Raw genomic sequence first — 22309 nt, forward strand, 5'->3', positions numbered from 1 at the left:
GCCACCGCGTGTGACCTGGACCACCGGCAATCCTGACTCATTCTCATGAAGGGCCTTCCATGCCCGCTGTTCTGGAGCGACGAGCCGGCCTACCGCAGCTCGTCCTGCTGCTCGCCGGAAGCTGTCTGTCCGTCCTCGGCGCCGTCCTCATCGCGCCCGTACTGCCCCAGATGACCGATCACTTCGCCGGCGTACCGGGCGCCGACGTGCTGGTGCCGATCGTGCTCACCGTCCCGGCCCTGATCATCGGCCTGACCGCGCCGTTCGCCGGATTCATCGCCGACCGGATCGACCGCAAACGGGTCCTGATCATCGCGATGGTCGGGTACACCGTCTTCGGCACCGCGCCGCTGTACCTCGACACGCTCGGGTCGATCATCGGCAGCCGGGTCCTGGTCGGACTCTGCGAAGCCGCGATCATGACGTGCTGCACGACGCTGATCGCCGACTACTGGTCCGGGCCGCGGCGCAGCCGCTACCTCGGCCTGCAGACGTTGCTCGCCTCCGTCTCGGCGACGGTCTTCCTCGGTCTCGGCGGGGCACTCGGCTCGTCCGGGTGGCGTACCCCGTTCTGGCTCTACCTGGTGGCGGCCGTCCTGGCCGTACCCATGGCGCTGTTGATCTGGCAGCCCGCGGCCTCCGGTGGGAAGGGCCCGCTGCCGCCGGTCCCGTGGCGCCGGCTGCGGACGCCGTGCCTGGTCACGCTCGCCGGCGGGATCGCCTTCTACGCGCTGATCGTCGAACTGTCGTTCGTCCTCGACGAGGCGGGCGTCACCGCGACCGCCACCATCGGTGCCCTCAGCGCCCTGATGTCCCTGGCCACCGCGATCGCCGCCGGCTCCTTCGCCAAGCTCTCCGGCCGTACCCCGCGCCAGCTCCTGCCGGTCGCATTCGGCCTCGCCGCCGCCGGTTTCCTGGTCATCTGGTCGAACGGCTCGGTCCCGGTGATCACCGTCGGTGCCGTCCTCACCGGCGCCGGCACCGGCCTGCTGCTCCCGGTCCTGCTCACCTGGGCCACCAACGGCCTGTCGTTCGCCGAACGCGGCCGCGGCACCGGCCTCTGGACCGGCACCCTCTTCGTCGGCCAGTTCCTGTCACCGATTCTGATCACCGGCCTGGCCGGGGCCTTCGGCGGCCTCCGCCCGGCGCTCGGCGTCCTCGGCATCCTCGCGGCGATCCTCGCCGTGGCGACCCTCAGGATCGTCCCCCGCGACGCGGGCCCGCTCAACGTCACCCACGACTGACCGGCGGCTTCACATCGAAGGCATGCGGTCCGGTTCCGCTCTCCGCGGTTCCGGGCCGCATGCCTTCCGGGTACGGCCACACGCCCCGCCGCCGGCAGAGGCGGTCACCCCGCCCCCGGTGCCGGCCCCGGCTAGGCGGCGGTCAGCGAGGTCGCGGCGGGCAGGACCCGGCCGGAACCGTAGGAGGTGCCGGCGCGGTCGCGTTCCAGCCAGCCGGACTCGACGAGCATCCGGCGGACCGCGGCCACGTCGTCGGCGGCGCCGGCGATGCGGTCGTTGACCTCGGCCTCAGTGAGCACGCCCTCGACGGCGATGAACCGGGCGAACAGCTCCGCCATCTGCTGGGCCCGCTCACTGAGCGTCGGCGGCAGGCTCGTCAGGCGGCCGTGCGAGAAGTACGACTTGAGCTGCGGATACTCCTTCAGGAGCGGGGCGACCGGCTGGGCCCGGTCGAGAGCCTGGGCGGCTTCGCGCAGCACCCCGTCGCGGGCCCGGTAGGTCCCGTCGCCGGTGCCGGTGGCCACCCCCGCCCCGACGAGCCGGCCGAGCAACTCGCCGACCTCGGCTCTCGGCAGGTCCAGGTGGATGGTCATCTCGAAGATGCTGGCACCCTCCTTACCGTGCCGGGCGAGCTCGGCGAAGGCCCGCAACCGGACCGGGTGGGACAGCAGCATCAACAGGCCGGCGGCGTGCGCGGCTTCAACGGACATCCCCTCACCGTAGGCACGGGCACCGTTGCGAGCACCCGATTTTCACATTGACTTAACTCGATCGATGGTCCAGGCTGTGGCCAGCACTGCCGCCGGAGCCACGCGGCGCGCGCAAGCCTGGGCAGCTTCCGCGCACATCCCCCGCAGGCGGGCCGTTCACGTCGACGGTCCCGAGCTCAGGAGTGCCGAGTTCAGATGCTCAAACCCGTACGCGTCAAGTTCTTGATCTCCGCCGTGGTCGCGGCCCTCGCCGCGTCGATGGCCGTCCTCGTCGTGCACAGCGGCCCGGCGGCCGCCCACGGCAACGTCGTCAGTCCCGCCTCCCGCAACTACGGCTGCTTCGAACGCTGGGGGTCCCGGTTCCAGGACCCGGCGATGGCGACCGAGGACCCGATGTGCTGGCAGGCCTGGCAGGCCGACCCGAACGCCATGTGGAACTGGAACGGCCTGTACCGCGAAGGTGTGGCCGGCCGGCACGAGACCGCCATCCCCGACGGCCAGCTGTGCAGCGGCGGGCACACCGAGAGCGGCCGCTACAACGCCATGGACGTGCCCGGCGACTGGAAGGCCACGTCGATCGGCAACTCGTTCACCGTCTCGCTGTTCGACGGTGCGCGGCACGGCGCCGACTACATCCGGGTCTACGTGAGCAGGCCCGGCTTCAACCCGGTCACGACCGCGCTGAAGTGGTCGGACCTGGAACTCGTCAAGACGGTGCCGAACACGCCCGCCGCACAGTGGACCCGCCAGCTGTCCAACGGCGTGCAGATCGACATCCCGGCGAACGTGTCCGGACGATCCGGGCGGGCCATGGTCTACACGATCTGGCAGGCCAGCCACTCGGACCAGTCGTACTACTTCTGCAGTGACGTGACCTTCGGCGGCACCGGCTCGCCGTCGCCGTCGAACCCCTCCTCCCCCTCCCCCTCGAACCCGTCCTCGCCGTCGCCGTCCACCTCGGTCTCGCCGTCGACGTCCACCCCGCCGGTCACCGGCTCCTGCGCCGCCACCCACGCGGTGACGTCACAGTGGTCCGGTGGATACCAGGGCGAGATCAAGGTGACCGCGGGCAGCGCCGCGATCAAGAGCTGGACGGTGACCCTCACCTACCCCGGCACGGCACCGGTCGCCCAGGCCTGGAACGCCACCCTGACCACGAGCGGCAACACCGTCCAGGCGACCAACGTGTCGTACAACGGCAGCCTGGCGGCCGGAGCCGGTACGACGTTCGGCTTCCTCGGCTCGGGCACCGCGGCCACCCCGACGGTCACCTGCGCCGCCAGTATCTGACATCTCCCCTCCCCGGTTCATTTTTGTTACAGTGCGATTAAGTGGGAGCGCTCCCAAGTTCCCACGCTGTCCCCCACCGCAGAACGGAGGCAGACAACCCCCGCGTGGTACGGCTCCGTCCACGCAGTGCCTCTCCACCGGGGAACGAGGCAGCCCCACCTCACTCCCCGAAACCCACAGCCCCGGTCCCCGCCGAGGCTGAGCGCGCAGGCAGCGGCACCGATCCCCGGCTGTGTCCGGGCCGGTGCCGCTGCCCCGCCATGTCCACCCCCGAACGTGACATCCCGTCCGGGCCCGTCGCTCGTCCGGGCCCGTCGCTCTGGCCGGGCCCCGCATCGTCGCTTGTCCGGGCCCGTCGCTCGTCCGGGCCCGTCGCTCGTCCGGGTCCGTCGCTTGTCTGGGCCCGCCGCTTGTCCGGGCCCGTCGCTCGTCCGGGTCCGTCGGTCGTCCGGGATCGTCGCTCGTCCGGGCACGCCGCTTGTCCGGGATCGCCGCTCGTCCGGGCGGTCTCGATTGACGGTGTGAATCGGCCGGCGGATTCCGGGACGGCGCGGGACCGGCGGGTTCCGTGAGAATGCGTCCATGAGCATGCACGGGGAGATGAGGAACACCGTCGTGGCCATCAGAAGACCCGAGATCCCGCCACCGCCCCGGCGTGCGGTGACCGCCGGGCGGATCGCCGCGCTCGCCGCCACGGTCGGATTCATGCCGCTGCACGCCGTATGGGCGGCGGGGATCCCCCTGTTCGCGGAGGCCGAACGTTTCCGGGTCTGGCACGCGGACGGCGGCGGGCTCTATCTGTGGACGCTGATGGCGCTCGCCGTCCTGCCGGCCGTGTACGCCTACGCGCTGATCCGCCCGTGGGGACTGGAGTTCCCCCGCTGGACGCCCTGGGCCGGCCGCCGCGTACCCCGGATGCTGCTCATCGTTCCCGGCTATGCGCTGGTCGGCGCGCTGGGCGGCTACACGGCGCTCGCGGTGGTGCTGACCGTCGTCCAGTGGGGCTCCCCGGACACGATCTTCAACCCGTGGACCGGTGTCTACGGGATCGTCCAGTTCACAGTCTGGGTCGTGGCACTGGCCGTGGCCACGCGTTCCTACGCCCGCCGTACCAGGGTCCGGGACTGAGACCGCGACCATCGCATCAGCCCGGCGGTCGGCGGACGGTCGGGAGCGGTCGCCCGCGTCGCGTTGTGGCTCACGGTTCGTCCTACTGGCCGTACGACATCGGTGGAAGAAGGGTGACCGGACCGCCTGCGACTCTGAAAGGTCTCTACCGATCATCGTGCCGCAGAACGGTGGGCGGGGCGCGCCGTTGAGCACCGCCCACCGTCGTCTCAGGCTCCGGCGTCCAGGTCGGCAAGGACCTTCTGGGCGACCCGGAAAGCGGTGTTGGCCGCCGGGACGCCACAGTAGATCGCGGTCTGGAGGATCAGCTCCTTGATCTCGTCGTCGGACAGTCCGTTGGTGCGGGCCGCCCGTACGTGCATCGCCAGTTCCTCGTGATGACCGAGAGCGATCAGGGCGGTGAGGGTGATCAGGGAGCGGTCGCGGCGGGCCAGGCCGGGACGGGTCCAGATCTCGGCCCAGGCGTACCGGGTGATCATGTCCTGGAAGTCGCGGGTGAACGCGGTGGTTCCGGCGGTGGCCCGGTCCACGTGCGCCGGGCCGAGCACCTCCCGGCGCACCGCGATGCCGGCCGACCGCGACTCGTCGAAGTGCTGGTCCAGCAGGAACGCGACGACCTCCGGATTCTCGGCCGGGGCCAGGTGCGCGACACCGTCGAGGACCACCAGGCGGCCGTGCAGCACACCGTCGGCGATCGTCCGGAGGCTGTCCGGCGGGGTGGGCCGGTCGTGGCCGCCGGCGACCGCCAGGACCGGGGCGGCGATCTCCGGCAGCCGGTCCCGCACGTCGAACTCGGCGAGCGCCTCACAGGTCCGCGCGTAGCTCTCCGCGTCGGCCGCCCGCAACGCGGCGACCAGTTGTTCCGCCGCCGCCGGTGCGGGACCGGGTGCGAACCAGCGCTCCCGGGAACCGGCCACCACCGCCTCGGTGCCCTCCGCCCGGACCAGTTTCGCGCGGTCGTGCCACATCGCCGGCTCGCCGATCCGCGCGCCGGTGCACAGCAGCGCGGCGGCGCCGACCCGGTCCGGTGCGTCCAGCAGCAGTTGCAGGCCGACCGCGCCGCCGATCGAGTCGCCTGCGTAGCAGAAGCTCTCCCCCGGCCGGATCCGGTCGGCGAGCGCCAGCACCTCCCGGGCCAGGTCGGCGATCGTGAACGGCCCGGTCGCGGGCGCGGCGGCGCCGTGGCCGGGCAGATCCCAGCCGACCACGTGGTAGCGGCCGTACAGCCGGCCGGCGCACGCCGCCCACAGGCTCTCGGCGCTGGTGCCGAGGGAGGGCCCGAGCAGCAGCAGCGGCCTTCCGGGCGCTTCGGTGAAGGTGGTCGCGGTCAGCATTTCGGTTCCTTCCCCATGGGTACGCTCCCCGCCCTCGCAGGCCGGCCCGGCACGGACGCCCAGCCGCACCGTCCCGGCTGGCTCCCACCGCTGCCTCGAGGCCGCTGAGACAGCGGTGACGACCAGCCCGACCGAACCGGCTGGCTCCCACCGCTGCCTCCGGGCTGCTGAGACAGCGGTGACGACCAGCCCGACCGAACCGGCTGGCTCCCACCGCTGCCTCCGGGCTGCTGAGACAGCGGTGACGACCAGCCCGACCGAACCGGCTGGTTCTCACCGCTGTCTCCGGGCCGCTGAGACAGCGGTGAGGACCAGCCGGGACGAGCCGGCTGGCTTGCACCGCTGCCTCCGGGCTGCTGAGACAGCGGTGAGGACCAGCTGGTCATGGCGGCGTTTCGGCGGCTCGGGCCAGGGCCGCGTCGATGATCCGGTCGGTGGCGCCCGGGTAGGGGTCGCCGGAGGCGGCGCCGGGAGTGATCGAGCGCTGCTCGGCGTCGATGCCGGGCCGGGCGGCGGCCAGGTTCGCGGTCATCCACGCCGTCTCCACCTGGAGGCCGGCCAGCAGCTCGGCGGTCTGGCTGCCGGCCGTCACGGTGCGGCGGGCCAGGGTGCGCAGCGTGGACCATTCGACGTGCCAGCCGCCGTCGGGGCGTTCGTCGACGGCGGCGGCCGCACCGGCGTGGACGGTCGCGGCCAGGAACGGCGCGGCCAGGGCGGCCCGGCGGATCAGGATGGACAGGACCGGGTTCTGTTTGTTCGGCATCGCGGACGAGCCGCCCCGGCCGGCGACCGGGCCCTCGGACAGCTCGTGGATCTCCGGGCGAGCACCGACGAGGACGTCGTTGGCGATCCGGCCCCACGCGTCGGTGCAGGTCACCAGGGCGTCGGCGAAGCCGGTGAGCGGGGCGCGGGCGGTGTGCCACGGATCGCGGACCGGCAGGCCGAGGGTCGCCGCGGCGGTCTCGATCAGGTCGTGGACCACGATCGGCGAGCCGGCCAGGGCGACCGGCGCGGCGAGGCTGCCGGCGGCGCCCCCGATCTGCGCCGGCAGGGCGGCGGCCGCGGCGAGGCGATCCCGCGCGTCCAGGGTTCCGGTGAGCCACGTTGCCGCTTTGAGACCGAAGGTGATCGGTACGGCGTACTGCGTCAGGGTCCGGCCGGGCATCGGCGTCTCCCGGTGCCCGTCGGCGAGCCGGACCAGCGCGGCGGTCTGGGCGGCCAGGTCGTCGCGGATCCGGGCGGCGGCGTCGCGCAGGCACAGGACCAGACCGGTGTCGATGACGTCCTGGCTGGTCAGGCCCTTGTGCAGCCACTGCGCGGCGACCGGGTTGCGGGCCTGGAGCCGGTCGCGGAGCAGCTTGAGCAACGGGATGAGCGGGTTCCCGCCGGCTTCGGCGCCGGCCGCGACCGCGGGCACGTCGTCGGCGCCGATCAGCCCGGTCAGGTCGTCGCGGGCCCCGGCCGGGGCGACGTCGTGCCGGACCAGCGCGTCCAGCCAGGCGGCTTCGGCGCGCACCATCGCCGTGAGAACGGCCGCGTCGGTGAACACGTCACCGGCGCGGTCGTCTCCCGGCCACAGCAGATCACTCATGGCGTACCCCAGGGTCGTCGACGTGCCCGACAGCGACCGCGAACCGCAACGGCCGGGCGGAGAACGTGCCGGGCAGCGACCGCGAACCGCAATGGCCGGGCGCCGGCGGCCGGCCGTGGACGTCGGGGGCCGCGGCGGTGGGGTCGGTCAGGACCATGCGTCGCGGAGGCGGGGGTAGGTGAGGAAGACCGTCTCGCCCTCGCCCTGGAGATGGATGTCGAAGACCAGGCCGGCCGGCTCCCGGGTGGTGATCAGCGTGCCGCGGCGGGCCGGGTCGACCCCGCTGAGCAGGGTGTCCGCGTCCAGTGCGGACGGATCGCCGGGGAGGTAGGCGCGCGTGAAGAGGCGGTCGAGCAGGCCGCGGGCGAAGACGGTGACGGCGAAGAACGGGGCCCGGCCGGCTTCGGTGGGGCCCGGTTCGAGGGTGGCGAACTGGTAGTGGCCGTCCGGGTCGGTGGCGGCGCGGCCCCACCCGGTGAAGGTCCAGCCGTCGCGGCGCAGCGAGCCGGGCCGGCGCGGGATGTGGCCCTGCGGGTCGGCCTGCCAGATCTCGATGACGGCGTCGGGCACCGGGGCACCGTTGCCGTCGTAGACGTGGCCGTGCAGGCGGACCGCCTTCGGGTGGCTCGGCGGGACCAGTTCGTTCATGCCGTCGTATTCCAGGCCCAGGTGGAAGAACGGGCCGACGGTCTGGCCGGGGACGGCGCTCATGCTTCTTCCTCGAGATCGCTGGAGACGTCGGATTCGAGCGGGGTGCGGTGGGTGCCGGTGAGTACGACGTCCCACCGGTAGCCGGTGCTCCACTCGGGGGTGGTCACGTCGTGGTCGTACTGGGCGATCAGCAGTTCCCGTGCCTTCGGGTCGGTGATCGACTGGTAGATCGGGTCCAGCGCGAAGAGCGGGTCGCCGGGGAAGTACATCTGGGTGATCAGGCGCTGGGTGAAGTCGGAGCCGAAGAGGGAGAAGTGGATGTGGGCGGGCCGCCACGCGTTGACGTGGTTGCGCCACGGGTACGGCCCCGGCTTGATCGTCTGGAAGCGGTAGGTGCCGTCCGGGCCGGTGAGCATCCGGCCGACGCCGGTGAAGTTGGGGTCGTGCGGCGCCGGATGCTGGTCACGCTGGTGCCGGTAGCGGCCGGCGGCGTTGGCCTGCCACACCTCGACGAGCTGGCCGGCGACCGGGCGGCCGTCGCCGTCGAGGACCCGCCCGGTGACCACGATCCGCTCGCCGATCGGGGTGCCGGCGTGCTGGATGGTCAGGTCGGCCTCGTCGTCGGCGACGTCACGGTGACCGAAGACCGGTGCCCACAGCTCGACCGACTCCGGGTCCACCAGGTGAGCCGGCTGCTTGGGGTGCCGCAGGATGCTGCTGCGGTACGGGGCGTAGTCGGTCTTCGGCTGCGGACCGCCCGGCTGCTGGGCCGCGACCTCGATCTCCCGGTTGATGTCAGCTTGTGACGACTCCATGTTCACGCTCCGGACGCTAGGCGGTCGGGCGGCCATCGGCGATAAAGTTCTTCCACTGAACGGAAGGGGTGGGAAGTGGGCGCCACGGTCACCTCTCGTGCGCTGGACATCCTGGGCGCGTTCGACGGCGAGCACCGGAGTCTCTCGCTGACCGATCTGGCCCGCCGCGCCGGCCTTCCGCTGGCCACCGCGCACCGGCTGGTCGGCGAGCTGCACCGGTGGGGCGCGCTGGCCCGCGAGCCGACCGGGGAGTACGTGATCGGCCGCCGGATCTGGCAACTGGGCCTGCTCGCCCCGGTGCAGAGCGGCCTGCGCCAGGCCGCTTCCCCATTTTTGCACGATTTGTACGGGACGACGCTGGCCACGGTCCATCTGGCGGTCCGGGACGGGCTGGAGGTGCTGTACGTGGAACGGCTGGCCGGGCACGTGTCGGTGCCGGTGGTCAGCCGGGTCGGTTCACGGCTGCCGATGCACGCCACCGGGGTGGGCAAGGTGCTGCTCGCGTACGCCCCCGAGGAGGTCCGCCTGGAGGTGCTCGCCAACCTCACCAGGGTCACCGCGTACACGGTGACCCAGCCGGCCCGCCTGCTGGAGCAGCTGCGCCGGGTCCGGGCCGAGGGCTACGCCACCACCGGGGAGGAGATGAGCCTGGGCGCGTGCTCGGTGGCGGTCCCGGTGCGCAACGGCGACGTCGTGGTGGCGGCTCTCGGGATGGTGGTGCCCGACCTGCGCCGGCAGCTCCCCCGGCTCGTGTCGGCACTGCAGGTCGCGGCGCACGGGATCAGCCGGACCCTGGCCGGGACTTCCGTTCAGTGGAAATAGGGTCTTGTGTCCCGGCGGTGCGGGACACGACGCTGGGGGCATGCGTACCCAGGTCGCCATCATCGGCGCCGGCCCCGCCGGCCTGCTTCTCTCCCACCTTCTCGCGCAGGGCGGGGTCGAGTCCGTCGTTCTGGAGACCCGCTCGGAGGAGTACGTCGGGGCCCGCATCCGGGCCGGCATCCTGGAGCACTCCAGCGTCGAACTGCTGGAGGCGGCCGGGCTCGGCGCCCGCATCCGGGCCGAGGGCGACGAGCACCGGGGCATCTACCTCCAGTGGCCCGGTGAGCGGCACCACCTGGACTTCGTCGACCTGACCGGGCGCAGTGTGTGGGTCTACGGGCAGACCGAGGTGCAGAAGGACCTCATCGCGGCCCGTCGTGCCGACGACCAGGAGATCCACTACGAGGTGTCCGACGTGGCCCTGCACTCCCTGGAGGACCGGCCCTACGTCACCTTCACCGACGTCTCGGGCAACCCCCGGCGACTGGACGCCGCCGTCATCGCGGGCTGTGACGGCTCGTTCGGTCCCAGCCGCGCCGCCGTGCCCGCCGCCCGGGTCCACGAGAAGATCTACCCGTACTCCTGGTTCGGGATCCTCGCCGACGTGGCGCCCTCCACCGACGAGCTGATCTACGCCTGGCACCCGAACGGTTTCGCGCTGCACTCGATGCGCTCGGAGAGCGTCAGCCGCCTCTACCTCCAGGTCCCCAACGGCACCGACCCGCAGTCGTGGTCCGACGACCGGATCTGGGACGAGTTGTCGACGCGGCTCGGGCACGGGCAGAACGGCTGGAAACTCAACCCGGGCCCGATCACCGACAAGAGTGTGCTGCCGATGCGCAGTTACGTGCAGACGCCGATGCGGCACGGCAACCTGTACCTGGCCGGCGACGCCGCGCACATCGTCCCGCCGACCGGCGCCAAGGGCCTCAACCTGGCGATCGCCGACGTGGCACTGCTCGGCAAGGCGCTGATCGCCAAGTTCAAGGACGCGGATCAGAGGTACGCCGACGCGTACTCCGACGACGCGCAGCGGCGGGTCTGGCGGTGCACGCACTTCTCCTGGTGGATGACGACGATGCTGCACACCTCGGGCGAGGAGTTCGACGCCGAGTTGCAGCTGTCGCAGCTACGGTGGGTCGCCGGCAGCCGGGCGGGCGCCACCGGGCTCGCCGAGAACTACGCCGGGCTGCCCATCGGCTACTGAGGTCACCGGCCCGTCCGGCGGGTTGGTCGCCTCGATCGTCGGCGGCGCAGGAGCGTGGTCGACGGCCTCGCGATAGGTGCCCATCGGCAGCGTGGACGGGCTGGCGCCGGGCGGGACCTGCCCGTTCGGTGCGGCCGGCTCCCGCGCCAGCAGCCCCTTGCCCAGCGACGCCACGGTCGCCAGGAAGGCCACGTTGAGGGCGCTCTCCCAGTCGAACGTGGTGATGTCGAAGACGCCGGCCACCATCGAGCCGGACAGCGACGCCAGGAACGTCTTGGCCAGCCGGGTGATCAGGTCCGGCCAGAACGCCAGGTTCGTCAGCTTCGACAGGTACTGCACGGCGGTCAGGAGCAGCGACGAGACGAAGGCACTGGCCGCCAGGGTCAGCGAATACGACCACGGCAGGTCGATGACCGCACCGACCCCACCGGCCAGCAGCGTCGCCGCGAACACCTGACCGGCCGACCAGCCGGCCCGCTCGACGAAGTCCAGGACGACGGCACGCCACTTCGGAACGACCTCAGCCATGGCATCGACATTCCTCGCTTCGGAGATCATCGGACATCGACCGAACGGACCAGTTCGCGCAGCGCGTCACCGATCCCGGCCGGCACGGTGTAACGCCTCTCCAGCCATCCGAGAGTGAACCTGACCGCCGCCACGTTCCCGGTGTAGCCGGGAACCATCGCGGCGAGCGGCAGCACCTCCACCGGATGGGCGCGCTCGATGCGCCGGGCCGGTTCGAAGGCGTCGCGGTACGGCGGTTCGCCACCACCCAGGCGCAACAGGGCGATCACCGCGTCGACGGCACGGTGCTGGATCAGCCGGGACGCGGCCAGGTGCTCGCCGCGCAGTTCCCGGTGCAGCCCGATGTAGAGACTGACCAGGGCGTCGTTCAGGTGGTACTCCTCGGTGTCGAACGGTGGCCGCGGAACCGGGGCACCCGAGGTCGCCAGGCCGGCGGGCGCACCCGGCCGGCGCCACACCACCCGCGCACCGGCGAACGGCGTCCGGGCCAGGTCGGCGACGGTCAGCACCCGGTACTCGACGAAGACCCCGTCGGCGTACAGGGCCCGGCGGCCGCCCCGCTGATGGGTGAAGAGGTACGTCACCGGGCCGGGCGCCTCCAGCCAGTCCGTCCGGTCCAGGTAGCGCCAGGCCGCCCCGTCCTCGACGATCACATAGAAGTCCAGGTCGGAATGGTCGTCCAGACGGGCCGGCTGGGCACCGCACGACCCCAGGCCGAGCAGCGCGATCGTGTCCCCCCGCTCCTTCAGGACCACGGCGATCTCGTCGAGCCTGCGCATGACCGATCTCATCGCACCTCCTCGATGGGTGAATGCATCATCACCGGCCGCGGCCGAAGATGCGAGGATCGGGCGGTGAGCCGGGTCCATGTCGTGTACGCCCATCCGTCGCCGGACGGTTTCACCCGTGAGGTGCTCGACGCGTTTCTGGGCGGGCTCTCGGCGTACACCCTGTCGGACCTTTATCAGGCCGGCTTCCCGGCGGTGATGAGCGCTGCAGAGTACGCGCGGACGGCCGCCGACCCGGTGCCCGCCGACGTGGCGGCGGAACAGGACCGCCTCGCCGCGGCGGACGTGTGGGCGTTCGTCTACCCGGTGTGGTGGGCGGACTGCCCGGCGATCCTCAAGGGATGGTTCGACCGGGTGTGGACCGTCGGATGGGCATACCAACCGATGACGGTACGACCGGCGAAGCGCGCGATCGTGCTGTGCACCGCCGGGTACCGCGTCGAGGAGTTACAGGCCGCCGGGCACTACCAGGCCATGCGTGCCGTGATGATCGACGACCGGATCGGCGCCCGGGCGGAGTCCGCCGAGTTCGTCGTGCTCGGCGGACCCGACCGGGCCGCCCACCTGGAACGGGCCGCCGCCCTCGGCCGGTCCGTCCAGGCGGTTACCTGAAGGTGACCGGGTTTCGAAAAAGTGCCTTCTTCCCTGGCCAACGCCGGTCTCTTACGGTTACCGAGGAACCAGAGGAAAGGGAAACACCATGGCTGTGACACTCGTGAATCCGCCCGGCCTGCCGGTCGTCGACGTCTACCACCAGGTGTCGGTCGCCACCGGGTCGCGGCTGGTGCACGTCGCCGGGCAGGTCGCCTGGGATGCCGACGGCCGGCTCGTCGGGGAGGGGGATCTGGCCGCGCAGGTCGAACAGTGCTACGTCAACGTGGCCGCGGCGCTGGCCGGGGTCGGGGCCGGGTTCGACGACGTGGTGAAACTGACGGTGCACGTCGTCGACTGGCGGCCGGAGAAGATGGGCGCGCTGGTCGAGGGCATGGGCCGGGCGGCGGCACGACTGGGGTTCACCGCCGCGCCGCCCGCGTCGCTGTTCGGGATCGTCGCGCTGGACGTTCCCGAGCATCTGGTGGAGGTCGAGGTGACCGCGGTCCTGGATTGACCGGACGGTCAGCCGTCGCGCCGGGCGGCTTCGATGTGGGGCAGGAAGCGCTGGGTCCAGTCGCACATGCCGTCCACCACCGTACGCAGTGCCTGGCCGGCCTCGGTCAGGGTGTACTCGACGCGGGGCGGGACCGTCGCGTGGACGGTGCGGGTGATCAGCCCGTTGTGTTCCAGCATGCGCAGGTTCTGGGTGAGCATCTTGTGGCTGATGCCGCCGATCGCGTCCCGCAGCTCGCCGAAACGCATGGTCCGCTGACCGACGAACTCGATGATCAGCAGGGCCCACTTGTTGGCTATCTCCGCGAAGATCTCCCGGGCCAGGGAATCAGCCCGGGCCAGGTCGGCGTCGGGTGGTAGCTCGCTGATCTCCTGCCGGGTGCCCACCGGCCCACTCTCCAGCAGTTCCCCGGTAACCGCAAGAGAGTGAGCCGGTGGGCGTACGCCCCGGGTCAGTGCCTGGCGAAGTCGTCGGTCAGTTCCCGCATGGCCACGGCGGAGTCGTCGGTGAGGAGCCAGCCCTTCTCGTCCTCCCGGCCCACGCTGGACCAGGCCAGGTAGACACTCGGCGGGAGATCGAGCGGCTTCCGGCCGGTCGCGTAGCGGTCGAAGACCGTCGCCAGCCAGGCCGACTCGCGGCGGATGGTGGCCGCACGCAGCCCGTCGTCACCCATGAAGCCGCGCTCGCCGAGCCCGTAGGTCACCGCCGCGCCGGCGGCCAGGCGGGGCCGCACGATCGCCGTGAACCAGCCCATGAACCCGGGGTGCTCCGGCAGGATCAGGTGGGCCGGGAACGCGCCGTTGTTCTCGTTCATTCCGGAGTAGACGTCGCACAGGTACTCGTCGGCGACGACCCGCCGCCAGGGGCCCGGGTCCTGCGCGGCCCGGCCGCCCGGGCGCCACTGGTAGGCCATCGCGCAGTACGCCACGCGCGCACCCGGCCAGCCCGTCTTGATCTCGTTGCGGGACCTGTCGAAGAGGGCCCGGAAGGTCTCACCGTCGAGGCGGTGCTCCCCGCCCTCCGGCTCGTGATGCACGATGATCCCGGCCCACGGGTGTTCCTTCAGCCAGGCGCCGATCTCCCGGTGGACGGCCGCCCACCGGCCCGCCGCCACCTCGCGGGGCGCCGGCTTGTAGGAGACGTAGACACCGCCGTCCCTCCAGGGGCGGGCCAGTTCACGGATGCGGTCGAACACCTTCCGCGGATCGCCGCCCGGCGGCAGCGGCGGGATGAACCCGCGGCCGATCCGTGCGGCCGGATAGCGTTCCCGGGTGCTCGACGGCAGAGCATCCTCGTGTACGCCGACGGACACCGCCCGGTCGATGACGGCACTCATGGGGTTGACAGGCATTCGCCGGCCTCCGATTCTCAGTTCGTCCGTTTTATCCGGACGGCTCCAGAATCGTCCCGGATCACCGACACGGCATCACGCTGTTCACCCGAAAGCCGGACGCTCGTGTACGGCGGAGGCGGTACCCGCGCGCGTTCACCTGGCCGGCCGGCTCAGTGCCCTCCGCGCGCCCGCCGCCGGTGCCGCCGGGGAGCCGTTGAGCAACTGGAGAAGGGGCTCCCACACATCCTTGATGCCCGCGTCGGCCACCTCCCCGGTGCGCGGGCCGGGAGCGGTACGGACGGCGACACGAAGCTGCGAAGAAGTCATGCCGGAAGGATGGGCCCGCCGTCTCTGCGCAGCCTCAAGCCGACCTCAGAAATCAGACAAGGCCGCACACCCCGGCTTGCCGGTCCACTGTAGAGTCGATCTTCGGCGGGGGCCGGGCTGACGGGGAGGCGACCCATCGTGGACGAGGTCTCGATCCGGTTTCTCGACGGCGAATCGGACATCAACACCCTGACCAGGCTGTACGACACGGTGATCGCGCCGAGTTTCGTGACCGCCGAGCGGGAACCCGTGGAGAGGTTGCGGCGGGTGCTGGCCGCCGACGAGCTGCGCGGGGCGATCGCGGTGACGCCGGACGGGGAGCCGGTGGGCGCGCTGTTCCTGGAGTGGTTCGCCGACATCCGGGCCGCACTGCTCTGCTACTTCGCCGTCCGGCCCGATCTGCGCGGTCAGGGCATCGGCCATCGGCTGGTCGCCGGCGCCACGCCGCGATGGCGGGCGGAGCTGCGGCCGCACGTGGTCTTCGCCGAGGCCGGAGACCCGGCCTTCCCGGACGACTCGGCGGGCGGGGACGGGGACACGGCGGGCGGCGGCGACTCGGCGGGCGACGACGGCTACGCGACGGGCGGGGACGGCGACTCGGCGGACGGGGACGACTACGGCGATGGGGATGCGCGGTTGCGGTTGTATGCCGGGTTCGGTGCGCGCCGCCTGCCGCTGCCGTATCTGATGCCGGAGCTGGCGCCGGGCGCGGGACGCCTGTCGAACCTGCTGCTCCTGGTGGTCGAGGCGGACCCGGCGGTGAGCCCGGCCCCGGACCTGATCCGGAGCGCGATCGTCGAGGACTTCCTGACGCGCTACTTCGCCCGGCAGGAGGGCGGCCCGGTCCGCGACGACGACGGGGAACTGGGGCGGCTGCTCGCCGAGTGCCGCCGGGCCGACGCGCTGCCCCTGCTCACTATCGGTTGACACCCGGCCAGCCGGTCGACGCTGAGGAGCCGGGTCGCTGCCGATCGATCCGCCGGCATCGGCGCCTAGGATCCTCAGTGGACGGGCTCGGGTGGGGCCGTGACCCCTCCCGTATGGACCAGGAGGTCAGGATGCCGGCGGACACCACGGTCGTGATCATCGGGGCGGGGCCCGCCGGGATGTCGCTGGCCAACTTCCTCCAGCGGCGCGGCGTGAGCTGCGTGGTGCTGGAGATGCGCGACCGGGCGTACGTCGAGGGCCGTCAACGGGCCGGGGTCATCGACCATCGCGCCGGGGAGATCTTCGCCGAGTTCGGCCTCGACGGGCCGGTGGCCGCCGGTGGGCCGGTCGAGACGCTGCTGGAGATCCGCACCGACGGGGTGTCCCGCCTGCTCGACGTTCCGGCGCTGGCCGGTGGCCGCCCCAGCCGCCTGGTGCCGCAGCAGATGCTGGTCCAGCGCCTGATCGGCACCTTCCTCGACGGCGGCGGTGACCTGCGGTTCGGGGCGCTCGACGTGACCCCGCACGACCTCGGCGGCGACCGGCCCCGCCTCACCTACCTGGACGCCGACGGTGGTGAGCACGAGCTGAGCTGCGACTACGTGGCCGGGTGCGACGGTTTTCACGGGGTGAGCAGGCGCAGCATCCCGGAGGGGGAGCTGACCACCTACTCCTTCGACCACGGCATCGGGTGGTACACGGTGCTCGCCGACTCCCCCGCCCCGCGCTACCCGCTGATGGCGGTCAGCCGGCACGGGTTCGCCGCCCAGTTCGCCCGGGGACCACGGGCCAGCCGCTTCTACCTCCAGTACCGGCCGGGCGACGATCCGCGGCAGTGGCCGGACGAGGACACGTGGAGCGAGTTGCGGCTGCGCCTCGGTGACGAGAGCCTGCCGGCCGGCGCGATCACCGGCCGCGAGGTGGTGGAGATGCGCAGTTTCGTGGCCGAGCCGATGTCGTACGGCCGGATGTTCCTGGTCGGCGACGCCGCGCACATCATCACGCCGATGGGCGCCAAGGGCATGAACCTGGCGATCGCCGACGCCTACGTGCTGGCCCGGGCGATCATCGACGGCGACGGGCTCGGCGAGTACTCGGCCACCTGCCTGCGGCGGACCTGGGACTACCAGGAGTTCTCCCGGTGGTATACGGAGATGGTGCACGACGCCGGCGACGACTCGGCGGCCGGCCCGTTCCGGCGCAGGCTGGCCCTGGCCCGCCTGGACCGGCTGTTCCGGTCGCCGCCGGCCGCCGCCGCCTTCGCCGATCTGATGGCCGGTACCGAGGTCAGTCGTGCTTCACCGTGAGGCTGTAGAACTTGACCTTCGCGCCGTTGGCGGTGCTCTCCGACGACGACTGGTTGTAGGAGCCGGCCTTGAAGTACTGGCGGTACGGGTTGAACGCCGACGGGATCGTGTACGAGGTCCTCGTACCGTTGATCGTGAGGTTGATCCGGCTGCCGTTGACGTTGATGACGTAGGTCCATTTCACGCCGAGCGCCACGGAGCCGACCTTGTGCAGGGTCTGGCCGCTGGCGTCCGGTGAGTTCTGGGTGCCGAGGAAGATGTCGCCGTTCGGCCGGTAGTAGAGCTCGGCGAGCGGCTTGGTCGACGTGCCACCGGTGCCGAGCTTGACCTGCCCGACGGCGACGTTCTTGGTCACCGAGACGATCCGCAGCTGGGCGCTGAGCGTGTGGTTGCCGGCCAGCGTCCAGTTCGCGGCGCTGCCGTTGGGGTTCATCTCGCGCAGTTCGGACCGGGCGTACTTCGAGTTCGGTGTGGTGACGCCCTTCTCCGGCGCCCAGAACGTCATCGATCCGTCGTTCTTATCGGTCCAGAAGAAGGTCGGGTTCGTGTAGCCGCCGGCGCCCTTGAGCCGGGCCGGGGAGATGGTGTCGGGGCTGCCCGGCGAGCCGGTGGGCAGCTGCAACGACCAGACCGAGAGGTCGAAGTTGCCGCCCGGCGGCAGGCTCGGGTCGAGCGCCGCGGCGGAGGCGCTGCCGACGCCGAGGGCGCCGAGGGCACCGGCGGCGGCGGTGGACAGGGAGAGGGCGAGCACGGTACGTCGTTGCATGGGGATGACCTCGTCACCGTTGGGGGAATCGGTAAGACGGTTAACAGACAACCAGTTTAACGATCGACGTTCAAGAATCTCCCGGTTCCGGAATCCTTAAATCTCCTTAACGAGCCGTTTCGGACTACGGTGGCGTCGATGTGGGAGTCGGGAACCGCCTATGAGGCCTACGTGGGCCGCTGGAGTCGTCACGTGGCCGCCGATTTCGTGGCCTGGCTGGACCTGCCGCCCGGCCTGACATGGCTCGACGCCGGCGCCGGAACCGGCGCCCTGACCTCGGCGATCACGGCCGGAGCAGCCCCACTGCGGGTGGCGTGCGTCGATCGGTCACTGGGCTTTCTCACCGCCGCCCGGACCGCGGCCGCCGGCCCGGCGCGGGTCTGCGCCGGTGACGCCACGGCCCTGCCGCTGCGGAGCCGCACCTTCCCGGCGGTGGTCTCCGGCCTCACGCTGAACTTCGTGGGACGGCCCGAGGCGGCGGCCCGCGAGTTCGCCCGGGTCGTGACACCGGGTGGGGCGGTCGCCGCGTACGTCTGGGACTACGCGGGCGGCATGTCGATGCTGCGGGAGTTCTGGGCGGCGGCCACCGAACTCGACCCGGCCGCGGCCACGCTCGACGAGGGCCTCCGGTTCGGCTTCTGCCGCGACGACGTACTCGCCGCCTGGTGGACGGGGGCCGGCCTCCGGGACGTGACCACCCGGCGGATCGAGATCGCGACCGTGTTCAGCGACTTCGACGACTATTGGCGACCGTTCCTGGGCGGGCAGGGGCCGGCTCCGGCCTACCTCGCCACCCGCACCGGGACGCAGCGGACGGCGTTGCGCGAACTGCTGCGCAGCCGCCTGCCGGCCGGCCCGGACGGCTCCATCACCCTGACCGCGGCGGCGTGGGCCGTTCGCGGCCGGGGCTGACGGCACCGGCCACCGGGGACGGCCCGGCACCGGCCGACGACAGGGCATCGCCGGCGCCGCACCCGCCCCGCCTCAGGTGCGATCGGACTCCAGCGTCCCGCCGTTGGCGACGTCCTCGCGCTCGATCTCGTCGAAGCGGATGCGCACCGAGGCCCGCCGGGCCTTGAGGATGTCGACCGCGGCCGCCGTGACCGCCTCGGCGAACTCCCGCCGCTGGTCGAGCGTGCGACCGGACAGCAGTTCAACGGTGATGTTGGGCATGGACCCTCCCTGTTTTCCGTAGACAGGAACATTGTCCCGGTACATGGAACGGCGTCAAGGGTTCATTCATAGACTGCGCTGATTGTGTTCCATGTATTGACAAGCCGTTCCGTGTAGCAGAACATCCTCTCCACGAAACATCCCTGTAACGCGTGTCATGCACCGGAGGGGAGCTCACGTGACCGCGCTCGACTGGGCAATACTCGGCGGATACTTCCTGGTGATGGTCGGCATCGGCCTGTGGGCCAAGAGCCGCGTCCACAACGTCGCCGACTTCTTCACCGCACGGGGCCGGATCCCCTGGTGGCTGGCCGGCATCTCGCATCACATGTCCGGCTACAGCGCGGTCATGTTCGTGGCCTTCGCAGCCGTCGCCTACAACTACGGCCTGGCCATGTACATCTGGTGGGCCCTCACGATCGGCATCGGCGTCGGCATCGGCGCGTTCGTCTTCGCCGCCCGATGGAACCGGCTGCGCTCCAAGCACGGGGTGGCGTCCCCGCTGGAATACCTGGCCCGCCGCTACAACATCCCCACCCAGCAGGCCCTCGCCTACAGCGGCGCCCTGCTCAAGGTCGTCGACATCGCGGCCAAGTGGGTGGCCATCTCGATCCTGCTGCGCGGGTTCGCCGGCGTGCCGATCATCTGGGGCATCCTGATCACCGGCGTCGTCACGCTCGCCTACATCACCCTCGGTGGACTCTGGGCGGACGTGCTCACCGACTTCGGCCAGTTCGTCATCCAGGGCTTCGCCGGCGTCGCCATGTTCATCGCGTTCCTGGCGCACCTCGGCGGGGTCTCGGCACTGTGGACCATGTGGGACGACCTGCCGGCGGGACGCGGCGACCCGTTCAGCGGGCCGTACACCACGACGTTCTTCCTGGCCCTGCTCTTCATCAAGACGTTCGAGTACAACGGCGGTATGTGGAACCTGGCGCAGCGCTACATGGCCGCGCCGTCCGGCTCGGCGGCGAAACGGTCCGCCCTGCTGTCCAGCGGACTGTGGCTGGTCTGGCCGCTGATCCTCTTCCTGCCGATGTTCGCGGCGCCGCTGATCGTGCCCGGCCTGGCCAACGCCGAGCAGGCGTACGTCGAACTGGCCAAGATCCTGCTGCCGCCCGGTGTGATCGGCCTGGTGCTCGCCGGGTTCTTCTCGCACACGATGGCGATGGTGTCCTCGGACGCCAACGTGATCTCGTCGGTGGTCACCCGGGACATCGCACCGGTGCTGGTCCGGGCAGTGCGCAACCTCAGCGAACGGGCCGAGCTGACCTTCGCCCGGGTCACCACGTTCACGTTCGTGGTGATCAGCATGGTCATCGCGATCAGCACCGAGGGACAGGGCGTGGTCCTCAAGATCGTGGTGGACCTGGTCGCCGCGACCATGGGCCCGATCTCGATCCCGCTGATGCTGGGGCTGCTGCCCTGGTTCCGGCGCAGCGGCCCGACCGCGGCGATCGTCTCCTGGGCGGCCGGCCTCAGCGTCTGGGTGCTGGTGAAGTGGGTACTGGAGGAGACCAGCCAGACCATGGTGGTCGGCGTCCCGCTGGTCACGTCCCTGGTGCTGTACGTGGCGATCGGCCTGCTCAAGCCGGAGCGCACCGCCGAGCGCGACACGCTGATCGACTCCCTCGAATCCGACCCGGTGGCCGAGCCCAAACCGGTCACCCTCAGCTGATCCAAGGAGCCCTGATGGAAACCCGACCCGCTACGGCACCGGACCAGGTCGCGAGCATGGACACCGGACGGTTGCGCGAACGGTTCCTGGTGGAAGACCTCTTCCGGCCGGGAGAGGTACGGCTGACGTACTCCCACGAGGACCGGATCGTGGTCGGTGGCGTGGCCGGAGCCGCCGATCTGCCCTGTCCGGAGCAGCTGCGTTCGGAGTTCTTCCTGGAGCGCCGGGAGCTGGGTGTGGTCAACATCGGGGGGCCGGGTGCCGTCACCGTCGACGGCACCCGGCACGAACTGGCCGCCAAGGAGGTGCTCTACGTCGGGCGCGGCGCCCGGCAGGTGCACTTCGACGGCCGGTTCTACCTGGTCTCGACGCCCGCGCACACCAGCCATCCCACGGTCAGGGCCACCCTCGACGACGCCGAGCCGGTCCGGCTCGGATCCGCCGACGGCTCCAACGACCGGACGATCTACAAGTTCATCCACCTCAAGGGCATCCAGAGCTGCCAGCTGGTCCTCGGTGTCACGGTCCTCGAACCGGGCAGCATGTGGAACACGATGCCCTGCCACACCCATGAGCGGCGCACCGAGGTGTACTTCTACTTCGACCTGCCGGAGACCGACCGGGTGGTGCACCTGATGGGCCGGCCGGACGCCACCCGCAACCTGATCGTGGCACCCGAGCAGGCGGTGATCTCGCCGTACTGGTCGGTGCACTGTGGATTCGGCACCCGCAGTTACGCGTTCGTGTGGGCGATGGGCGGGGAGAACCAGGCGTACGACGACATGGAGCCGGTGTCGATCGGCGAGCTGCGGTGACCGTACCCGCCGCCTCGATCTTCTCGCTGCGGGGACGGACCGCCCTGGTGACCGGCTCACGCAGCGGCATCGGGCGGGCCGTCGCGGTGGCGCTGGCGCACGCCGGCGCCGACCTGGTGCTGCACGGCCGCACCGACGACCTCGACGAGGTCGAGAAGGAGGTCCGCAAGGCCGGTGGCGACGTCTCCCGGTGGGTCTGCGACCTGGCCGACACCGCGGCGATCCCGGCCGCCGCGGCCGGTCTGCCCGAGGTGGACGTGCTGGTCAACAACGCGGGGATCATCCGGCGCGCGCCGGCCGCCGAGCACACGTTCGGCGACTGGCGCGCGGTCCTCGGCGTCGACCTGGACGCGGTGTTCCAGCTCAGCCGCACGATCGGGGTGCGGATGCTGGCCCGCGGCCACGGGAAGATCATCTCGGTGGCGTCGATGCTGTCCTTCCAGGGCGGCGTGCACGTGCCCGGCTACACCGCCGCCAAACACGGCATCGCCGGGCTGACCAAGGCGCTGGCCTGCGAATGGGCCGCCGGCGGGGTGCAGGTCAACGCGGTCGCCCCGGGATACATCGCCACCGGCAACACCGCCGCGCTGCGCGCCGACCCGGTCCGGGAGCCGGAGATCCGGTCCCGCATCCCGGCCGGGCGCTGGGGACGGCCGGACGACGTGGCCGGTGCCGTCGTCTTCCTCGCCTCCCCCGCCGCCGACTACGTCAACGGCCACGTACTGGCCGTCGACGGCGGCTGGCTCGCCCGATAACGGCCAGTAGGC

Annotated in this window: 25 protein-coding genes; 13 read left to right on the top strand and 12 right to left on the bottom strand. The window is 71.3% G+C overall.

The window, feature by feature from the left end:
• The first annotated feature begins 59 nt into the window (after positions 1-59).
• Positions 60-1244: an MFS transporter gene (locus tag BC793_RS45395; RefSeq protein ID WP_109602856.1), complete on the top strand. Its 1185-nt coding sequence runs from the start codon at positions 60-62 to the stop codon at positions 1242-1244.
• A 131-nt stretch (positions 1245-1375) separates the two neighbouring features.
• Here the strand turns inward: BC793_RS45395 and BC793_RS45400 are convergent, their stop codons facing one another.
• Positions 1376-1954, bottom strand: coding sequence for a DUF2087 domain-containing protein (locus tag BC793_RS45400; protein ID WP_109602857.1), 579 nt, complete (start codon positions 1952-1954; stop codon positions 1376-1378).
• A gap of 195 nt (positions 1955-2149) precedes the next feature.
• On the opposite strand from BC793_RS45400, the gene BC793_RS45405 reads away from it, so the two are divergent.
• Both BC793_RS45405 and BC793_RS45410 read left to right on the top strand, forming a co-directional pair.
• Positions 2150-3244, top strand: a complete 1095-nt coding sequence (locus tag BC793_RS45405; RefSeq protein WP_109602858.1) for a lytic polysaccharide monooxygenase auxiliary activity family 9 protein — start codon at positions 2150-2152, stop codon at positions 3242-3244.
• Between the two features lie 582 nt (positions 3245-3826).
• Positions 3827-4372, top strand: coding sequence for a hypothetical protein (locus BC793_RS45410; RefSeq protein WP_109602859.1), 546 nt, complete (start codon positions 3827-3829; stop codon positions 4370-4372).
• A gap of 209 nt (positions 4373-4581) precedes the next feature.
• Here the strand turns inward: BC793_RS45410 and pcaDC are convergent, their stop codons facing one another.
• The 4 genes from pcaDC to pcaH all read right to left on the bottom strand — a co-directional run bounded on the left by pcaDC (position 4582) and on the right by pcaH (position 8763).
• On the bottom strand, positions 4582-5706 hold the full coding sequence (gene pcaDC, locus BC793_RS45415) for a bifunctional 3-oxoadipate enol-lactonase/4-carboxymuconolactone decarboxylase PcaDC (protein WP_109602860.1): 1125 nt from the start codon (positions 5704-5706) through the stop codon (positions 4582-4584).
• 382 nt (positions 5707-6088) lie between these two features.
• A complete protein-coding gene (locus BC793_RS45420) occupies positions 6089-7297 on the bottom strand; it encodes a lyase family protein (RefSeq protein WP_109602861.1) in 1209 nt (402 codons plus the stop codon).
• A gap of 147 nt (positions 7298-7444) precedes the next feature.
• Complete coding sequence (gene pcaG / locus BC793_RS45425) at positions 7445-8008, bottom strand: protocatechuate 3,4-dioxygenase subunit alpha (RefSeq protein ID WP_109602862.1); 564 nt, start codon at positions 8006-8008, stop codon at positions 7445-7447.
• Positions 8005-8763 (bottom strand): protocatechuate 3,4-dioxygenase subunit beta, encoded by a 759-nt coding sequence (pcaH, locus tag BC793_RS45430; RefSeq protein ID WP_109602863.1) that lies wholly within the window; start codon positions 8761-8763, stop codon positions 8005-8007. The genes pcaG and pcaH overlap by 4 nt, the downstream gene beginning before the upstream one ends.
• Before the next feature lie 75 nt (positions 8764-8838).
• Here pcaH and BC793_RS45435 point away from each other — a divergent pair, with 75 nt between their 5' ends.
• Together BC793_RS45435 and BC793_RS45440 are read left to right on the top strand one after the other, a co-directional pair.
• Positions 8839-9585 (top strand): IclR family transcriptional regulator, encoded by a 747-nt coding sequence (locus tag BC793_RS45435; protein WP_109602864.1) that lies wholly within the window; start codon positions 8839-8841, stop codon positions 9583-9585.
• A gap of 40 nt (positions 9586-9625) precedes the next feature.
• Positions 9626-10792 (top strand): 4-hydroxybenzoate 3-monooxygenase, encoded by a 1167-nt coding sequence (locus tag BC793_RS45440; RefSeq protein ID WP_109602865.1) that lies wholly within the window; start codon positions 9626-9628, stop codon positions 10790-10792.
• Here BC793_RS45440 and BC793_RS45445 read toward each other — a convergent pair.
• The gene (locus tag BC793_RS45445) at positions 10715-11320 is read right to left on the bottom strand and encodes a holin (protein WP_158319560.1); all 606 of its coding nucleotides are present in this window, start codon (positions 11318-11320) and stop codon (positions 10715-10717) included. The genes BC793_RS45440 and BC793_RS45445 overlap by 78 nt on opposite strands.
• A gap of 26 nt (positions 11321-11346) precedes the next feature.
• A complete protein-coding gene (locus tag BC793_RS50020; RefSeq protein ID WP_158319561.1) occupies positions 11347-12111 on the bottom strand; it encodes a hypothetical protein in 765 nt (254 codons plus the stop codon).
• A gap of 63 nt (positions 12112-12174) precedes the next feature.
• Between BC793_RS50020 and BC793_RS50025 the strand changes: the two genes are divergently transcribed.
• Entirely contained in the window at positions 12175-12720 is a 546-nt protein-coding gene (locus BC793_RS50025) for an NAD(P)H-dependent oxidoreductase (protein WP_158319562.1), read from the top strand.
• 88 nt (positions 12721-12808) lie between these two features.
• Positions 12809-13216, top strand: a complete 408-nt coding sequence (locus BC793_RS45455; protein WP_109602868.1) for a RidA family protein — start codon at positions 12809-12811, stop codon at positions 13214-13216.
• A gap of 8 nt (positions 13217-13224) precedes the next feature.
• On the opposite strand, the gene BC793_RS45460 is transcribed toward BC793_RS45455, so the two are convergent.
• The 3 genes from BC793_RS45460 to BC793_RS50030 form a co-directional block, all read right to left on the bottom strand.
• Positions 13225-13602, bottom strand: a complete 378-nt coding sequence (locus BC793_RS45460) for a winged helix-turn-helix transcriptional regulator (protein ID WP_109602869.1) — start codon at positions 13600-13602, stop codon at positions 13225-13227.
• 65 nt (positions 13603-13667) lie between these two features.
• Positions 13668-14567, bottom strand: coding sequence for a hypothetical protein (locus BC793_RS45465; protein WP_146246754.1), 900 nt, complete (start codon positions 14565-14567; stop codon positions 13668-13670).
• Positions 14568-14702: 135 nt separating this feature from the next.
• Positions 14703-14876, bottom strand: a complete 174-nt coding sequence (locus BC793_RS50030) for a hypothetical protein (RefSeq protein ID WP_158319563.1) — start codon at positions 14874-14876, stop codon at positions 14703-14705.
• Positions 14877-15014: 138 nt separating this feature from the next.
• Here BC793_RS50030 and BC793_RS45470 point away from each other — a divergent pair, with 138 nt between their 5' ends.
• Entirely contained in the window at positions 15015-15803 is a 789-nt protein-coding gene (locus BC793_RS45470; protein ID WP_109602871.1) for a GNAT family N-acetyltransferase, read from the top strand.
• Between the two features lie 131 nt (positions 15804-15934).
• Positions 15935-17110, top strand: a complete 1176-nt coding sequence (locus tag BC793_RS45475) for a 4-hydroxybenzoate 3-monooxygenase (RefSeq protein ID WP_109602891.1) — start codon at positions 15935-15937, stop codon at positions 17108-17110.
• On the opposite strand, the gene BC793_RS45480 is transcribed toward BC793_RS45475, so the two are convergent.
• Positions 17091-17876, bottom strand: a complete 786-nt coding sequence (locus tag BC793_RS45480) for a polysaccharide lyase family 7 protein (RefSeq protein ID WP_109602872.1) — start codon at positions 17874-17876, stop codon at positions 17091-17093. The two genes, BC793_RS45475 and BC793_RS45480, sit on opposite strands and share 20 nt — an antisense overlap.
• Before the next feature lie 138 nt (positions 17877-18014).
• On the opposite strand from BC793_RS45480, the gene BC793_RS45485 reads away from it, so the two are divergent.
• Entirely contained in the window at positions 18015-18788 is a 774-nt protein-coding gene (locus tag BC793_RS45485; RefSeq protein WP_109602873.1) for a class I SAM-dependent methyltransferase, read from the top strand.
• A gap of 72 nt (positions 18789-18860) precedes the next feature.
• On the opposite strand, the gene BC793_RS45490 is transcribed toward BC793_RS45485, so the two are convergent.
• A complete protein-coding gene (locus tag BC793_RS45490; RefSeq protein ID WP_109602874.1) occupies positions 18861-19049 on the bottom strand; it encodes a tautomerase family protein in 189 nt (62 codons plus the stop codon).
• Between the two features lie 178 nt (positions 19050-19227).
• Here BC793_RS45490 and BC793_RS45495 point away from each other — a divergent pair, with 178 nt between their 5' ends.
• From BC793_RS45495 to BC793_RS45505, 3 genes are read left to right on the top strand one after another with little or no spacing between them, the layout of a single operon-like run.
• The gene (locus BC793_RS45495) at positions 19228-20727 is read left to right on the top strand and encodes a sodium:solute symporter family protein (RefSeq protein WP_109602875.1); all 1500 of its coding nucleotides are present in this window, start codon (positions 19228-19230) and stop codon (positions 20725-20727) included.
• Between the two features lie 14 nt (positions 20728-20741).
• Entirely contained in the window at positions 20742-21542 is an 801-nt protein-coding gene (kduI, locus tag BC793_RS45500) for a 5-dehydro-4-deoxy-D-glucuronate isomerase (protein ID WP_109602876.1), read from the top strand.
• Positions 21539-22297, top strand: a complete 759-nt coding sequence (locus BC793_RS45505) for an SDR family oxidoreductase (RefSeq protein WP_109602877.1) — start codon at positions 21539-21541, stop codon at positions 22295-22297. Before kduI ends, BC793_RS45505 begins: the two co-directional genes overlap by 4 nt.
• The last annotated feature ends 12 nt before the right edge of the window (positions 22298-22309 follow it).

Origin of the sequence: Actinoplanes xinjiangensis, assembly GCF_003148685.1 — a bacterium.
GTDB lineage: Bacteria > Actinomycetota > Actinomycetes > Mycobacteriales > Micromonosporaceae > Actinoplanes > Actinoplanes xinjiangensis.

Coding starts and splice junctions, on each gene's coding strand:
- BC793_RS45395 (WP_109602856.1), top strand. CDS start 60: ATGCCCGCTGTTCTGGAGCGACGAGCCGGCCTACCGCAGCTCGTCCTG.
- BC793_RS45400 (WP_109602857.1), bottom strand. CDS start 1,954: ATGTCCGTTGAAGCCGCGCACGCCGCCGGCCTGTTGATGCTGCTGTCC.
- BC793_RS45405 (WP_109602858.1), top strand. CDS start 2,150: ATGCTCAAACCCGTACGCGTCAAGTTCTTGATCTCCGCCGTGGTCGCG.
- BC793_RS45410 (WP_109602859.1), top strand. CDS start 3,827: ATGAGCATGCACGGGGAGATGAGGAACACCGTCGTGGCCATCAGAAGA.
- pcaDC (WP_109602860.1), bottom strand. CDS start 5,706: ATGCTGACCGCGACCACCTTCACCGAAGCGCCCGGAAGGCCGCTGCTG.
- BC793_RS45420 (WP_109602861.1), bottom strand. CDS start 7,297: ATGAGTGATCTGCTGTGGCCGGGAGACGACCGCGCCGGTGACGTGTTC.
- pcaG (WP_109602862.1), bottom strand. CDS start 8,008: ATGAGCGCCGTCCCCGGCCAGACCGTCGGCCCGTTCTTCCACCTGGGC.
- pcaH (WP_109602863.1), bottom strand. CDS start 8,763: ATGGAGTCGTCACAAGCTGACATCAACCGGGAGATCGAGGTCGCGGCC.
- BC793_RS45440 (WP_109602865.1), top strand. CDS start 9,626: ATGCGTACCCAGGTCGCCATCATCGGCGCCGGCCCCGCCGGCCTGCTT.
- BC793_RS45445 (WP_158319560.1), bottom strand. CDS start 11,320: ATGGCTGAGGTCGTTCCGAAGTGGCGTGCCGTCGTCCTGGACTTCGTC.
- BC793_RS50020 (WP_158319561.1), bottom strand. CDS start 12,111: ATGAGATCGGTCATGCGCAGGCTCGACGAGATCGCCGTGGTCCTGAAG.
- BC793_RS45455 (WP_109602868.1), top strand. CDS start 12,809: ATGGCTGTGACACTCGTGAATCCGCCCGGCCTGCCGGTCGTCGACGTC.
- BC793_RS45465 (WP_146246754.1), bottom strand. CDS start 14,567: ATGCCTGTCAACCCCATGAGTGCCGTCATCGACCGGGCGGTGTCCGTC.
- BC793_RS50030 (WP_158319563.1), bottom strand. CDS start 14,876: ATGACTTCTTCGCAGCTTCGTGTCGCCGTCCGTACCGCTCCCGGCCCG.
- BC793_RS45475 (WP_109602891.1), top strand. CDS start 15,935: ATGCCGGCGGACACCACGGTCGTGATCATCGGGGCGGGGCCCGCCGGG.
- BC793_RS45480 (WP_109602872.1), bottom strand. CDS start 17,876: ATGCAACGACGTACCGTGCTCGCCCTCTCCCTGTCCACCGCCGCCGCC.
- BC793_RS45485 (WP_109602873.1), top strand. CDS start 18,015: ATGTGGGAGTCGGGAACCGCCTATGAGGCCTACGTGGGCCGCTGGAGT.
- BC793_RS45490 (WP_109602874.1), bottom strand. CDS start 19,049: ATGCCCAACATCACCGTTGAACTGCTGTCCGGTCGCACGCTCGACCAG.
- kduI (WP_109602876.1), top strand. CDS start 20,742: ATGGAAACCCGACCCGCTACGGCACCGGACCAGGTCGCGAGCATGGAC.